The sequence below is a fragment of the Pseudomonas sp. FP453 genome, from assembly GCF_030687495.1.
GTDB lineage: Bacteria > Pseudomonadota > Gammaproteobacteria > Pseudomonadales > Pseudomonadaceae > Aquipseudomonas.
Genome location: NZ_CP117435.1, coordinates 3,400,652 through 3,415,432, shown reverse-complemented (window position 1 = coordinate 3,415,432; position 14,781 = coordinate 3,400,652). Strand labels below are relative to the sequence as shown.

General features: G+C 60.7%; 13 protein-coding genes and 1 pseudogene. 8 read left to right on the top strand and 6 right to left on the bottom strand.

All coding sequences use genetic code 11. From position 1 onward, the window contains the following. Positions 1–7: 7 nt before the first annotated feature. From PSH87_RS15270 to PSH87_RS15260, 3 genes are all read right to left on the bottom strand, one after another. Positions 8–337, bottom strand: coding sequence for a DUF6388 family protein (locus PSH87_RS15270; protein ID WP_017737002.1), 330 nt, complete (start codon positions 335–337; stop codon positions 8–10). 25 nt (positions 338–362) lie between these two features. Continuing rightward, entirely contained in the window at positions 363–614 is a 252-nt protein-coding gene (locus PSH87_RS15265; RefSeq protein ID WP_017737001.1) for a hypothetical protein, read from the bottom strand. Between the two features lie 108 nt (positions 615–722). Beyond that, positions 723–2,036 (bottom strand): serine hydrolase, encoded by a 1,314-nt coding sequence (locus tag PSH87_RS15260; protein WP_305430063.1) that lies wholly within the window; start codon positions 2,034–2,036, stop codon positions 723–725. Positions 2,037–2,287: 251 nt separating this feature from the next. On the opposite strand from PSH87_RS15260, the gene PSH87_RS15255 reads away from it, so the two are divergent. After that, positions 2,288–4,363, top strand: a complete 2,076-nt coding sequence (locus tag PSH87_RS15255) for an EAL domain-containing protein (protein ID WP_017736999.1) — start codon at positions 2,288–2,290, stop codon at positions 4,361–4,363. Here the strand turns inward: PSH87_RS15255 and PSH87_RS15250 are convergent. The 3 genes from PSH87_RS15250 to PSH87_RS15240 are packed head-to-tail and all read right to left on the bottom strand — an operon-like array spanning position 4,360 to position 7,631. Continuing rightward, positions 4,360–5,193, bottom strand: coding sequence for a metal-dependent hydrolase (locus tag PSH87_RS15250; protein ID WP_017736998.1), 834 nt, complete (start codon positions 5,191–5,193; stop codon positions 4,360–4,362). The two genes, PSH87_RS15255 and PSH87_RS15250, sit on opposite strands and share 4 nt — an antisense overlap. Positions 5,194–5,208: 15 nt before the next feature. Beyond that, positions 5,209–6,099 carry an SDR family oxidoreductase gene (locus PSH87_RS15245; protein WP_017736997.1) on the bottom strand — a complete coding sequence of 297 codons (891 nt, stop codon included), beginning with the start codon at positions 6,097–6,099 and terminating at the stop codon, positions 5,209–5,211. Then, positions 6,096–7,631, bottom strand: a complete 1,536-nt coding sequence (locus PSH87_RS15240) for an NAD(P)/FAD-dependent oxidoreductase (protein ID WP_305430060.1) — start codon at positions 7,629–7,631, stop codon at positions 6,096–6,098. Before PSH87_RS15240 ends, PSH87_RS15245 begins: the two co-directional genes overlap by 4 nt. Before the next feature lie 276 nt (positions 7,632–7,907). Between PSH87_RS15240 and PSH87_RS15235 the strand changes: the two genes are divergently transcribed. The 7 genes and pseudogenes from PSH87_RS15235 to PSH87_RS15205 all read left to right on the top strand — a co-directional run bounded on the left by PSH87_RS15235 (position 7,908) and on the right by PSH87_RS15205 (position 14,535). Further along, positions 7,908–8,906, top strand: a complete 999-nt coding sequence (locus tag PSH87_RS15235) for an alpha/beta fold hydrolase (RefSeq protein WP_305430059.1) — start codon at positions 7,908–7,910, stop codon at positions 8,904–8,906. A gap of 294 nt (positions 8,907–9,200) precedes the next feature. Then, positions 9,201–10,481: an alkane 1-monooxygenase gene (locus PSH87_RS15230; RefSeq protein ID WP_305430058.1), complete on the top strand. Its 1,281-nt coding sequence runs from the start codon at positions 9,201–9,203 to the stop codon at positions 10,479–10,481. Positions 10,482–10,617: 136 nt separating this feature from the next. Beyond that, on the top strand, positions 10,618–11,112 hold the full coding sequence (praA, locus tag PSH87_RS15225; protein ID WP_017739150.1) for an alkane oxidation protein activator PraA: 495 nt from the start codon (positions 10,618–10,620) through the stop codon (positions 11,110–11,112). 135 nt (positions 11,113–11,247) lie between these two features. Continuing rightward, positions 11,248–11,766 carry an alkane oxidation protein activator PraB gene (gene praB / locus PSH87_RS15220; RefSeq protein WP_305430056.1) on the top strand — a complete coding sequence of 173 codons (519 nt, stop codon included), beginning with the start codon at positions 11,248–11,250 and terminating at the stop codon, positions 11,764–11,766. A gap of 102 nt (positions 11,767–11,868) precedes the next feature. After that, positions 11,869–12,393, top strand: coding sequence for an alkane oxidation protein activator PraB (praB, locus tag PSH87_RS15215; RefSeq protein ID WP_305430054.1), 525 nt, complete (start codon positions 11,869–11,871; stop codon positions 12,391–12,393). 71 nt (positions 12,394–12,464) lie between these two features. After that, positions 12,465–12,971 (top strand): protein activator, encoded by a 507-nt coding sequence (locus PSH87_RS15210; protein ID WP_305430053.1) that lies wholly within the window; start codon positions 12,465–12,467, stop codon positions 12,969–12,971. A 108-nt stretch (positions 12,972–13,079) separates the two neighbouring features. After that, positions 13,080–14,535 (top strand): annotated as a pseudogene (locus tag PSH87_RS15205) (outer membrane protein transport protein). Positions 14,536–14,781 lie beyond the last annotated feature (246 nt).

Below are 14,781 nucleotides of genomic sequence, written 5' to 3'. Positions count from 1 at the left end.
GGCGTGGTCACTGCGTCAGATCATGCAATTGGCAATACTCCGGCCAGCTCAACCCCGCCATCTGCGCCACCTCTTTATGCACTTCCAGACGCTGGGTCTCGAAGGCTTCGGCCGATTCCGCCGTCAGCTTGAGGGTCAATTCCCAGGCAAACAAGCCCAGCCGCTCAGCTTCGGCTTCGAAGGCTTCGTGCAGGCGTTCGGCGCGGTACTGCGCCAGGGTTTCGCCCTTGGCCTGGGCGGCGAGGGGGTTGAGGGTGTCGAGTTGCGTGACGACGTCAGGGTGTTCGTTCAGGAAACGGTCCAGCGCGCGCTGGTGGTTATCGCCAGGTTGGGACAATGGGTCACTCCAGATAGAAAAGGCTTCAAGCGCGGCTGCGATATCGGCGCCGGGCGTTTTTGCGCAGGCGGCGCTGGATGGCGTTGCGTATCGGCTCAAGCAAAAACAGCAGCAGGTAAGCCATCAGCACGGTGACCAGGTCCATCGAGCTGTCGCCCAGCGGCCCGGTCAATTGCGCCACGGCGTCCTTGATCATCAACAACACAGAAACACCACCTACCCACAGCAACACATTGAGCAACAGCGGGCGTACGCCCGTTGAGGGTTTGTCTTGCATGTTGAACCTCATCTCCCTGACGGCGGTTGCCCACGCGGATACTACGGGTTGAAGGCGGTGTGGGAGTTGTGCCGGGTCATAAAATCCAATTAATCGTACTGCCCAGGTTTACCGGGTTGTCCTCAAGTACTGCGCCAAGGCTGCATACGCGGGCAACGTCACCCCATCATTGGCGGCATTGTCCGCGATGGGGTGGGAGGCGAAACGCACAATCACCATTTCAGCCTTGGGGTCGATGTAGAGGCTCTGGCCGTGCACACCACGGGCCATGAAGGCGCCATCCGGGTTATGGGTGACCCACCACATGGAGCGATAACTCCAACCCTGCAACTGACTATAGCCGGCCTTGGCAAATGCGCGCTTATCGCCGCCCTGGCGGATATCGCTGACCACGGCCTCGGGGACGACTTGCTGGCCGTTGAACCGGCCGTTGTTGCGCAGCATTTCGCCAAACCGGCCGAGGTCGCGCAGCCCGGCGTTAAAACCGCCACCGGCGAACGGCGTGCCGATGGAATCCACGCTGAAATACGCATCCTGCTCGCTGCCCAACCGGCTCCAGATGCGTTCGCTGAGCAGTTGCGCGACATTGCGCCCGGTGGCACGGGCAATCACCCAGCCGAGGACGTCGGTGTTGACGGTCTTGTAGCCAAAGGCCTGGCCATGTTCACCGCGTTGGCGCACGGTCTGCAGGAATTCGAAATAGCTGCGCGGGCCGCTGTAATCCTTGGGCTTGGGCAGTGGGTTGCCGGCCTGGGCGTGGGCCCAGACTTCGGCGTTGGGGTCGGCGTAGTCTTCGCTGTAGTCCAGCGCGGTGGTCATGTCCAGCACTTGGCGCAGGGTCGCGCTGCCAAAGGCGGAGTGGGCCAGTTCCGGTACGTAGTCGACGATCTTCTTGCTGGCATCGAGGGTGCCGTCAGCCACCAGCATGGCGCCGAGTGTGCCGACCACCGACTTGGTGACGGACATCGCCGCATGCTGGCCGTCGTCCTTGAGCACGCCGAAATAGCGCTCGTACACCACCGTGCCACGGTGCAGCACAAGGATGCCGTCGGTGTAGGTGGCGTCCAGGGTCTGGCGCCAGTTCAGGGCCTGGCTGGCGCCGGTCGGCAGCACGGCAAGGCTGTCGATCCGGGCATCCAGTTGGCGCGCCAGGGGCGACGGTGCGCCGAGCCCGCGCGAGACGTTGACGGTGGGCATCAGTTGGCGAAAGTTCGACACGCTCCAGCGCATCGCCGGGAAGCGAAAGTAGCTGCCATCTTCAAAACGCAGGGTGCGGTCGGCCGGTGGCGGCGCGCCGACCATCCACTTGAGCCGCGCCGGGTCACTGGCCTGGGCGTCGGGGAAGGCGGTGTCGGCGGCCTGGGTCAGCAGGCTGGCAGCGCTGAGGAACACGCCGGTCATAACGGGAAGGAATCGCAGCATCAGCAGGCGCCTTGATGTCGGGGAGACGACGGGAGCAAGGCTCGGGGCTCGACTCCATTCGAGGGAAACATTGCCGGTGGTGGCAACAGCTAACCGGCAGGATGGGCCAAACGGGGGTGTTCGACAACCGCCATGACTTCAAATGAGTACTGAATAATTTGCGCCATCGCGGCAAAAGCCTTTCATTCCCTGTATCAGGACGTGTAGCGTTAGCCGGTATTTTCGCCCCGCGATGGACAGAGGGATGGGTCATGGCGCAAACGCTGTTCAAGCTGTTTTTTACCCAGCGTCTGGCTGCCTTGGCCAGTACCGAGTCGTTGCGCGCGATTCGCGAAGGGCTGTTGTGGATCCTGCCGTGCCTGCTGGTGTCGGCGGGTTTTTTGATCTTGTCCGAAGGCGCGCGGGTGCTGGGGTTCGATCCACAGTTGGTGAGCTTCCTGGCCGGCCTGCACAACCAGATCAGCTCGGTCATCCCGCTGCTGGTGGCGGCGTCCATTGGTTACATGCTGGCGATCCAGTACCGCTTGCCCCAGCTGCCCGTGGCGTTCCTGTGCCTGGCCCATGTGGTGGTGGCCACGTTTATCCTGCGTGAGTACCCACGCGCGTCGGCCACGTTTGTGCTGTTTATCGCGATTGCCTCGCCCTTGCTCAATGTGCCGGCCATTGCCTGGTTGCACCGTTACCGCTGGACGCGCCTGGTCAACGAGGACCTGGTGGGGCACAACTTGCGCGGCACGATCAATATGGTGCTGCCCGGTGCCGTGACGGCGCTGGCCCTGGTGGTGGTGTTGTCGCTGCTGTTGCAGATTCCCTATGTGGCGCAGTTGCAGGGCCCGCAAGTGCTCGAAGCGCTGGATTCGCCCTACGGCAGCGGCCTGTTCGTGACCTTGATGAATTCGCTGCTGTGGTTTTTTGGCATCCATGGCGTGTACGCCATGCAGCCGTTGTTCGACGTGCTCGACCAGGCCGTGGTGCTCAACGCCGCGGCATTGGCTGCCGGTGAGCCGATCAGGTACACGCTCAACAGCGGCCTGTTGGGCAGTTTTGCGTTTATCGGCGGTTCCGGCGGCGCCCTGTGTCTGCTGGTGGCGATCCTGCTGTTCTCCAAGAGCCAATCCATGCGTTTGCTGGCGATTGCCAGTGTGCCGCTGTCGTTGTTCAACGTCAGCGAAGTGCTGTTGTTCGGCTTGCCCATCATCCTGAACCCGCGCCTGTTCATTCCGTTTCTGCTGGTACCGGCGTTTAACACGATGGCCGCGTTGACGGTGGTGCAATGGGGCTGGGTATCGCCGGCGGTGGCCAGCGTGCCATTCACTTCGCCGGTGCTGCTCAACGCCTACCTCAGCACCCACGGCGATATGGCGGCGGTGGTGCTGCAACTGGTCTTGTTGGGCGTCGGCACGCTGATCTACGCGCCCTATGTACGGGCGATCCATCGCCAACCGGCCGAAGGCGGCACGGTGTACCTGCGCTCGCTGGACATGACCTTTCGCGGCCTCGAAGAAAAAGGCCGCCTGCTGGAGGCCGACCCGGTGCTGGCGTCCCACAAGGCGATTGCGCGCCAGGCCAGTGAACTGAGCCGTATCCAGCAGATCAGCGACTATGAGTTCTACCTCGAATACCAACCCCAAGTGTCCACCCTGACCGGCCTGTGTACCGGCTGCGAAGCCCTGATGCGCGCGCGTGACAGCCAGGGCACGGTGCATTCGCCCTGGGAATTCTTGCAGTGGCTGGCGCAGGCGCGGCTGATGCCGGATGTGGATGTGTGGGTGGCGTCCGAGGCCGTGCGTCAGTACCAGCATTGGCAGGCGTTGGGGTTTGCGCTGCCGATGACGATCAATATCTCCAGCGCCACCTTGACCGACCCGGCCTACGGCAATCGCCTGGTGAAGATCCTGGCCCAGGCCCATGGCCAGGTGTCGGTGGAAATCACCGAAGACGCGCTGGTGAGCGATATCCAGGCCACGCGCCAGACCATCGAGAAACTGCAGGCCATCGGCGCCAAGGTGTATATCGATGACTTCGGCACCGGGTTTTCCGCGCTGAGTTACCTGCACCAGTTTCCGGTGGATTTCATCAAGATCGACCGCAGTTTCGTGCTCGCCCAATGCGACCCCAAAGGCGCCCAGGTGCTGACGGGCATGTTGCGCTTCTGCGAGGCGCTGAACCTCGGCGTGGTGGTCGAAGGGGTGGAGACCGCCGAGCAGTTGGCCTTCCTGAATACCGGCAGCGAGCTGTTTATCCAGGGCTGGTATTTCAGCAAGGCGCTGCCGGGCGATCAGTTGCAGGGGTTTGTGCGCGAACGTGCGGCGCTGGCCGAGGCTTAGGTCGAGGGGTAGCTGCGTTCGACGTCTGCGACCAAGCCGTCGATGCGTTCCAGGCGCGCGCGGTTGTCGTGGTCCCAGGGGTGAAAACCGGGCCGGAAGTAATCCAGCCAGGGCCGAAACATCCGTGGGAACACACCCCGTGGCCCATACAGAAACTTCAGCATGCGCCAGAAGCCCTTCAAGTGCCCGCCGGCCTTGCGGTCGGCAATCAGCAGGCGCAGGTGGAAATCGAACACCACCAGCCAGAAGAACACCGTGGTGGTGAGCATGGTCCCCGTACGCAGCAAGTAGCGCTTGGGCCCGGGCTTTATCACGCGGTTCCACACGTCGAAGGCCACGGCCTTGTGTTCGGTTTCTTCAAGGGCGTGCCAGTACCACATCTGCTGATAACCCTTGAGTGAGTCGCCAAAGCGCGACGGGTCGCTGAGCAGGATCTCCGCGAGCATCGCGGTGTAGTGCTCAAGGGCAATGGTGATGGCCAGGTTGAATGACGGCGGGAAGTGTTTTTTCTGCCAGTCGAGGATGAACTTCAGGCGCCGGTCCAGGGTGTGCGCCGGCAGGCCCGCGGCTTGCAGCAAGTCGTTGTAGGCCACGTGTTCACGGCTGTGCATGGCTTCCTGGCCGATAAACCCCTGGACCTGTTTTTTCAGCTCGGGATCAATGATGCGCGCGCGGTAGTGGCGCACGCTGTCCATGAAAAACAGCTCGCCCTGGGGAAACAGCAGCGACAGGGCATTGAAAAAGTGCGTGATGAACGGCCCTTGTTCATGCCAGTCCTTGATACGTTCGGCGGGCAATGTGAAGTGGAGGTCGCGACGGATCGGCAACATGGCAGGTGCTCCTGTTCAGAGACGGGACTCGTCATGGGTTTCCAAGACCTGGCTGCGCGGTTTTGGCGCCATGCGCTTGCTGGCCAGCACCACCAGCGCTTGATAGGCCGCCGGCAGGCAGCGGGCGAGCAGGTCGAGAAAGTAGGCGTCACGGCCGATCAGCACGCGGCGCTTGTTGTGGCGCACGCCTTGCAGGATCACGTTGGCGGCTTTGTCGGCGTCGGTGATAAACAGCTTTTCGAAGTCGGCGCGGGCTTGTTGTTCGCTGTGGATCAGAAAGCCGGTCATGTTCGCGTCGATACGGCTGCTGCGGCAGATATCGGTACGAATCCCGCCCGGGTGCACGCAGGTTGCGGACACGCCGCAGCGTTGCAGGTCGAGTTCCTGGCGCAGCGACTCGGTAAAGCCGCGCACCGCAAACTTGGTGGCGTTGTAGCCGCTCATGCCGGGTTGGGCAAACAGGCCGAACACGCTGGAGGTGTTGACCACATGGCCGTCGCCGCTGGCTTTCAAGTACGGCAGGAATGCCTTGGTGCCGTGGACCACGCCCCAGAAATTGATACCGACGATCCACTCAAGATCGGCATAGTCCACGCCTTCCACGGTGCTCGACAGCGCCACGCCAGCATTGTTGAAGATCAGGTTGACCTGGCCGTGCTGCACGAAGGTGTCGGTGGCCCAGGCCTGCACGGCCTCGCGGTCGGACACGTCCACCGTGTGGGTGGTGATCATCACCGGCGACAGCGTGGAGGCCTTGATGATTGCCACGGTCTGCAACAACCCCGGGCCGTTCTTGTCGGCCAGTGCCAGGTGGCAACCTTCCCGCGCCAGGGCCAGGGCGAGTGCGCGGCCCATGCCGGAAGCGGCGCCCGTGATGGCCGCGACGCGACCGTTGAATGACTTCATGACAAGCTCCTTTCGGCGGCGCTGTGGGGCGTGGCGACCGGGCGGGGTGGCTGGATCGGCAGCAGCTTGGCCACGTAATCCTTGAGGGCAAAATGCCGGGTGACCTGTTTGAAGCGCCAGGTCGAACCGGGCCACAGGGTGGTGTTCTTGCCGGTGCGCGGGTCGAGGTACCAGCTCTGGCAGCCGCCGGTGTTCCAGATCGTGCGCTGCAGCCTGGCCTGCACGCGCAGGTTGTAGGCCTGTTCCACGGCGGGCTTGACCTCCACCGTGGCGATGCGATGGCGCTGCATCTGCTGGATGGCGTCGAGGATGTAAGTGACCTGGGCCTCGATCATCAGGATCATCGAGTTGTGCCCCAGGCCGGTGTTGGGCCCGACGATCAGGAACAGGTTCGGATAACCCGGCACCGTGGTGCCCTTGTAGGCGTGGGCGCCGTCGTGCCAGGTGTCCATCAGGTCGATGCCATCGCGGCCGATGATGCAATCGCGGGGCAGTGGGTCGGCGGCCTGGAACCCGGTGCCGAAGATCAGGCAATCGGCGGGGTGCTTGATGCCGTTGGCGGTGACCACACCGTCGGCTTCGATGCGCAGCACGGTGTCGGTGACCACCTCGACGTTGCTGCGGGACAGTGCCGGGTAGTAATCGTTGGAGATCAACACGCGCTTGCAGCCGATGGTGTAGTCCGGTGTCAGGGTTTTGCGCAGGGAAGGGCGCGCAACCTGTTTGTGCAGGTGGCGCTGGGCGATCTTCTGCACCATTTTCATCAGCCGTGGGTGCAGGGCAAAGCCCACGACGCGGCCTTCCAGGGCCCAGTAGAACGCGCTGCGCACCAGGCGTTGGGTGAACGGCAGGTGCTTGAACAGCCAGCGTTCAGCGGATGAAATCGCCCGGTCGGGCTTGGGCATGATCCACGGCGGGGTGCGCTGGAACAGGTCCAGGTGGGCCACCTGCGGTGCAATCTGCGGCACGAATTGAATGGCGCTGGCACCGGTGCCGATCACGGCCACGCGTTTGCCTTTCAGTGAATAGTCGTGGTCCCACTGCTGGGAGTGGAAGCGCTTGCCCTTGAAGCTGTCGATCCCCGGGATCAGGGGCAACGCCGGGCGCGACAGGCCGCCCATGCCCGACACCAGCACCCGCGCACTGACCTGGCGGCCGCCGCTGAAGCGCAGCTGCCAGCGTTGTTGCTGCTCGTCGAACACCGCACGCTCGAGGCCCATGCCAAAACGCATATAGGGCGCCAGTTCATAACGCCGGGCGCATTGCTCCAGGTAGGCGCGGATCTCCGCTTGCGGCGCGAACTGCCGCGTCCACTCCGGGTTGGGCGCAAAGGAAAACGAATACACGTGGGATTGCACGTCGCAGGCGCAACCGGGGTAGTGGTTGTCGCGCCAGGTGCCGCCGAGGGTGTCGGCCTGCTCGGCAATGAAGAAGTCGGTGAGCCCGGCTTCCTTGAGCTTGATGGCCATGCACAGGCCGGCAAAGCCGGAACCGATGATGGCGATGTCGATGGCATCGTCGTGGGCATTCATAGGCTGTCCTCTATGGGCATCTCATGTGCTCCTGTTTTTGTTGTGTGTTTTAGATAGAACACCATTGCAAAGAAAAAATGAATTAATTATTTTAAAAAAGATTTTAAATAATCTACCTGAAAATATCGCCTACGCTAGGACCTTGTTCTACAGGTGCGACTTGTCCGACGGACGAGCACGCTATGCACGAAGTCCAAGTCCAGGGTGTGGGCGATGGCTGAGGCCTTGATCAATTCCGGTCGGGTCGCCAGCCGCAGGGAAGCAGAGGACCGAGCTATGGCTGTCGAATGGGTTATTGCTGCGGCTGTGTTAGTGGGTGCGAGTGCATTGCTGTGGGCTTTCAGTGCGCGGATGACCCGGCGCATCGAAGCGGCGGTACCGAGCAACGGGCGCTTTGTCGAGGTGGAGGGCGAGCGCTTTCATTATGTAGAAGAGGGCAAGGGCCCACCGCTGGTGATGATTCATGGGCTGATGGGCAGCAGTCGCAACCTGACGTATGCCTTGTCCGGCCAGTTGGCTGCGCAGTTTCGGGTGATTACCCTGGATCGCCCGGGGTCGGGTTATTCCACGCGCCACACGGGCACCCCGGCTGATCTGCCAGGCCAGGCCCGGCAGATTGCCGCCTTTATCAAGACCCTTGATCTGGATAAACCGCTGGTGCTGGGGCATTCCCTTGGCGGGGCGATTTCCCTGGCATTGGCCCTCGACCATCCCGAGGCGGTAGGCGGGTTGGTGCTGGTGGCGCCGCTGACCCATCCGCAGCGCCTGTTGCCGCTGGTGTTCCTGTCGCTGGCGGTACGTCCGGCGTGGTTGCGGCGCTGGATGGCCCACACGTTGACCATGCCCATCGGGCTGCTGACCAAAGGCTCGGTGGTCAAGGGCGTGTTTGCCCCCGACCCCGCGCCGGCAGACTTCGCCACCCGCGGCGGCGGCTTGCTCGGCATGCGGCCCGGCAACTTCTACGCGGCTTCCACCGAGATCAACACGGTCAATGATCACCTGCCGGGGATGGTCAAGCGCTACCCGCAACTGACCCTGCCCATTGGCCTGGTCTACGGTTCGCGCGACCAGGTGCTGGACTTTCGCAAGCATGGCCAGGCCCTGGTCGACAAGGTCCCGGGGGTGAAGCTGCAGTTGGTGGAAGGGCGTGGCCACATGCTGCCGATCACTGCCACCGCGCGCGTGGTGGAGGTGGTGCAGCAGGTCGCCAAGCGGATGCGTGCACCACAAGGCGCGACGCTTTTGCACCCGCCGTTCGCCCTGGCGAACAAATAAGCGTGGCCTCTGTTGCGGGTTGGGCTGTCGCAAATGCTTGCTCTAGAGACCTGACCAAACGGCTGAAAAAGAGACTGCCCGGTCACATGAAAAAGGCCTCGAAAAAGTAGTTGACGACCTATCGATTCCGCGTTATTTATTTAAAAAAATATTTCAATTTATATTTTGAAATGATTTTTGAAATGCCTAAGAGCGAATAAAAATGAAAAAAACGTCTTTTATCGCATGGTTGGTTTTCGGGAGCATTCAGCGCTCCTCGGACCTGTATTCTGCCCGCCTGCCAAGGAGCCTGTCATGAATCAGACTCTGGCGGCTCCAAGCGTATGGACCGACGGCAAGCGCCACCTGTGGTGGTTGGGCATCATGCCGCTGGCCACCCCTCTGTTGTCCGGCGCACTGGCCATTACCACCGGCATCCAGCAACTGTGGTGGGTCGGTGTACTGGTGATCTTCGGCCTGATCCCGCTGATCGATGGCCTGCTCGGCGAAGACGTCAGCAACCCACCTGAATCCGCCGTCAGCCACCTGGAATCGCAAAGCTACTACCGCTGGATCGTCTACACCGGTGTGCTGTTTGTGATCTCGTCGGTGGTGATCACCGGCTGGCTCGCCGCCGGCGGCATTGAATGGATCATCCAGGGCGGCCTGCTGCAAGCCGCTGCCACACTGGACCCTTCCAGCTGGCTTTCCCACGCTGCCAGCTACATCACCGCGCGCACCCAATTGCATGGCGAACCGAGCTGGTTCACCTACCTGGGCATGGCCATGTCCACCGGCGCGGCAACCGGCATCGCCATCAACACCGCCCATGAACTGGGCCACAAGCCCAACGCCCTGGAAGTGTTCCTCGCCAAGGTCACCCTGGCGCCCACGTTCTACGGGCACTTCTACACCGAACACAACCGTGGCCATCACGTCCGTGTGGCCACCCCGGAAGACCCGGCCAGCTCGCGCCTGGGCGAGAGCTTCTGGGCCTTCCTGCCGCGCTCGGTGTGGTTCAGCGCCCGCTCGGCGTGGAACCTGGAGCGTGAACGCCTGCGCAAACTCGGCTTGCCCGCCTGGCACTGGCAGAACGGCGTGCTCAGCGCCTGGATGTACAGCGTGGTGTTGTGGGGCGCGATGATTGCCTGGCTGGGAGCGGCGGTGATTCCGTTCCTGATCATCCAGGGCATCTACGGGTTCTCCTTGCTGGAAGTGGTGAACTACGTCGAGCACTACGGCCTGAAACGCCAGAAGTTACCGAATGGGCGTTATGAACGTTGCTCGCCTCGGCACTCCTGGAACAGCAATCGGATTGTGACCAATATCTTCCTGTTCCAACTGCAACGGCACTCCGATCACCATGCCAACCCAACGCGTAGTTATCAGTCGCTGCGTCACTTCGATGAGTCGCCGCAACTGCCCTACGGTTACGCGAGCATGATTGTCTGGGCTTATGTGCCTTACTTGTGGCGCCGGCGCATGGATCACCGTGTACTAAATCATTACGCCGGGGATATCACCCTGACCAATCTTCAGCCGTCACAACGCTTGAAGTATCTGGAGAAGTACAGCGGCAGTGCCAAGCCGTTCTGATGTGAACTAACACGTAAGTGGGCGTACTCGGGATCTGTGTATCGCGCAGGTTTCTATCGCCCACGGTTTCCCCCGGTTAGTTGCAAGAAAGTTGTTTGACCCTAACAAAAATAATTTCAAGGGAAGGACGTACACCATGCAAGCACCTGCCAAGTTCACCACCCATATCGTATTGGCCGCATTGGGGCTGATCGTCTATCACCAGGCCCAGGCCGCGCGCATCGAGCCGGCCGGCAGTGCCTTCACGGCCCAGGGCCCCATCAGCTTTTCCAAGGGCGCGCTGATCAGCGCCGACTGCACCATCAAGGTGGCCGGCAAGGTCGCGGCGGATGGTTCGTCGGTGAATGTCGACAAAGTCGAATTCGACGGCGGCCTCAAGTGCAGCCGGGTTGAAGCCATCAACTTGCCCTGGGTATTGATCGCCAAAGATACCAAGAGCGGCTCCATGTCGAAGATCAGCGTGGACGTGCACGCCTTCGGCCTGGGCGGCAAGTGTGGGCCTTCCACCGCCGACGGTACGTGGGATAACGCCACCGGCAAGTTGGAAGCCAGCAATGTGCCGATTGGCGAAGACTGCAAGATCAAGACGGTGTCGATCAAGATGCCGCCCAACTTCAAAGTTGTGGAATAAGCGTCAGATGTAGTTGCGGTAATCGAATTGAGATTTGGCTGGAAAGGGAAGTTCTGCTGTGTTTCACCGTGACCTCTCGTTCATGGCCATTACCCCCTGGCGAAATGACTTCGCCATAACATGTGAGGAACAACAATGAAAAGTTTGAAAACCCTCGTATCGTTGACTGCTTTGGCTGTTTGCATGGGTGCGGCCTCAATGGCCAATGCGGCGTCGTTCAGCCCAGCGGGCAAAACGTTTACCACGGATGCCACTGGCACCATCGTGGTGAAGTCGCCGTCTTCATTTGGGGGGGCCGTGACCTGTAAGGCGGTATTCCAAGGGACGGTTCGCGCCGATGGTAAAGCTGATATCACCAACGTAACGATCTCCCCGGGCTCCAGCACCCTGTGCAACTTGCCCAACATTACCGGCCTGCCTTGGCTGCTGACGCCTGTCACCACCACCACCGGCACCGCGACCAACGTCGGCTACACCATCACCGGTGCTCCACCGCTGATCCCGGCCACCAACTGCGGCCCATCGCAGATCGCCGTAACCCTAGCGTCTACGGCGTCGTCCATCACCCTGGGGGCTACCAACCAGCCACTGTCAGGCAGCTGCACCGTGCAGTCGCTGAATGTCACCGCTACTGGCGTGACCATCGTTCCTTGATAGCGACGCTCCGTAACAAGGGCTGATCACCCGTAACAACGCAGGTGCCTCTCGCGGGGCACCTGTTTATAGGTGATTGGGTTGACCGGACAGGTAGGGAAGATGATGAAAAGACTACATGCCTTCGCAGGAGCAGGATTGTTTGCGTTGTGGGTGAGTGTGCCTTTGGGCGCCAGTGCCGCGACGTTCAGCAGCCCGGGTTTGCAGTTCACCACCAGTCCAACCGGCACGATTACGTTGAAGACGCCGTCCTCTTTTGGTGCGTCCGTCACTTGCCGTATTCAGCTGACCGGTGGTGTGCGGCTGGATGGTTCAGCGGCCGACATCCAGTACGTCAGGTTTTCGGGCACTGAGCCGCTGTGCCAAAGAATTCAGATGAACAACGGTGCAACCTGGAAGTTAACGCCGACCACGTTGACGACTGGCGAACTGAGCAATGTCGGCTTCGTGATTACAGCGCTTCTTCCAATTATTCCTGCCTCTAACTGCGGTCCCGCCACTATTTCGGTAGGGCTGGTAAATGGACCCGGTGTTGTGAACGTATCGGCACTCAACATGTACCTGCCGGGTAGTTGCGCAGTGGCGTCGTTGAACGTCGCCATACCCGCTACGTCCATCATTCCCTGATCAATGCACCACGTTAACGACTAGACGCTGGCGGAGCCGGCTGAAAAATAAAATGTCTGAGGACCAAGACAATGCAAAGCGTCAGCTCACGAATTTCCTTGGCCGCACTGCTGCTGGGTGTGGTGTTCACCTCATCGATGGCAACAGCGGCCACGTTTGCACAAGCGGGAACTGCATTTACCACCACGGGTTCGATTTCCACAGCGGTCAAGATGCTCGCGTGGACCCCGGTTCCCTGCAACCTCACCCTGACCGGCCAGGTCGCCGCCGATGGCAGCCACGCAACCATTACCGGCGCCACCTTTACCCCCGTCAGCGGTACCAATTTGCTGTGTACCTATTCGGCACCGCTCAACTTGCCCTGGACGTTGCTGCCCACCAGCGCGAATACGGCAACGCTTGCCGGTTTCAGTGAGAAGGCGGCCTACGACAGTTGTGCGACGCCAAGCACCTTGAGCCTGCAATGGAGCGCTGCCAGCAGCGCCTTCAATCTGGCTAGCCCATACACGATGAATGCCACTTGCAAGATCACCGCGTTGACCTTCAAGCCTTCGCCGGTGCTGACGATCAACCCTTGAGGTTGATCCTGGCGCCGCTATTCGAAGTACCGCCTTTGACCAGGCGAACCAAGCAGCATGACGAACCGGCTGGGGTCGGTTCAGTGAGATAACAATAAGGAGTGCCGCATGAATAATAAAAAACAACAGGTACAGGTATTGCTGGGGTTGGCGCTGATGGGAGGGGTGATGGTTGCCGCGCCGGTGCAAGCCGGTGGCTTCTCCACACCGACCTATGGTGCGCAGGGCTGGGGACGTGCGTTTGGTGGTGGTTCGCTGTTCAAGAACGATCCCAGTTCCGCCTACAACAACCCGGCGGCCATGGCATTTGTTGAGCACAACGTTGCGCAATTCACCGTCGATTACGCGCGAATCAAGATCAAGTACAAAGGGGAGGCCAACAACTATCTCGGCAACCCCGTGACCAACACGCCGGTCACTGACGAAGGGTTCCCGGGCTCAGAGGCCACGGTGAACAATAACGATGGCGGCGAAGGCGGGTTCACCGCCTGGTTGCCCACCGGTTTCATGGTGATGCCCCTGGGTGACCGCTTTGCGTTCGGCCTGAGCCAGGTGGTTCCGCAAGGCATGCGCTCAACGTGGGATTCGGACTCCAAACTGCGGGATTTTGCGGTAGACACCAAGATTGAAACCGTCGGCCTGACCGGTTCTCTTTCGTTCAAGGTGAACGACCAGTTCTCGATTGGTGGTGGGTGTCATCGTCCAGCACAGCAAAGGCTTCGTCAGCCAGAATATCGACTTGCTGGCGGCGGCCTCCAACTCCCAGTCCGAGTTGTTGGGCGGCATCGATTTCCCGGCAGGGGTAGGTGGCGCGCTGATGCGGGTCAAGGTCGATAACATCTCGGCGGGCTGGTTCACCGGCATCGTCTGGAAACCGACCCCGCAAGACACCCTGGGCCTGAACTATCACGCCAAGATCAAGAACAAAATGACCGGCAAATACAATATCTACGCCGATCAGTTTTCCTACAACCTGATGACCCAACCCAGCCCGTTTGGTGGCAGTGGCACGCTGGTCGAAGAGGCTTACCCTGGGCTGAAGCTGTTCCCGGATGGCGCGCATGCCAGCACCCAACTGGACATTCCTGCCACGGCGGCCTTTGACTGGGTCCACCAGTTCAACGACCGTTTCACGTTGGGCGCCAGTGTGGCCTGGACTCAATGGTCGTCGTTCAAGGACCTGACGCTCAAATCCGGCGATATCACCATTGTCTCCATTCCCTACAACTACAAAGACACCTGGATGTACTCCGTGGGTGGCGACTTCCGCGCCACGGATGAGCTGACCCTGCGCGCGGGTGTGGCCCTTGACCAGACGCCAACCCGTAATTCGACCCGTGACCCACGGATTCCAGACGGCGACCGTACATTCCTTTCATTGGGCGCGGGGTACGAGGTCAAAGCGATCAAGGGCTTGAGCCTTGACGTGGCGTACTCTCACCAGTTCGTGCAGGAGGTCAAGTTGAAGACCAAGAACGTCGACCGCCTAGGGGGCGCGAGCCTCGACGGCAAAGCCGAGTCGTCGGGCGATGTGGTCAGTGTGTCGGCCACCTACGCGTTCTGATGATTGATCGAGGATGATGGAAGAGGGCATCAAGCGCATCTTGCTGCCGTTATCCCGTGGTTCATCCTCATTCCTTTGTTGTGTGTTGATTGATCCGGCTGACCCGTTCAGCCGCTGTTTTTTTTCGCCCAAGCATTAAATAAAAATTTCAAAACAAAATTTGAAAAATGCTTTGCGAGTTTGTAGTGTGGCCTTACGCCGCAGCTTTTCCGGGCTGTCGCACCGAGGCCGTACCCTGAATCGAGT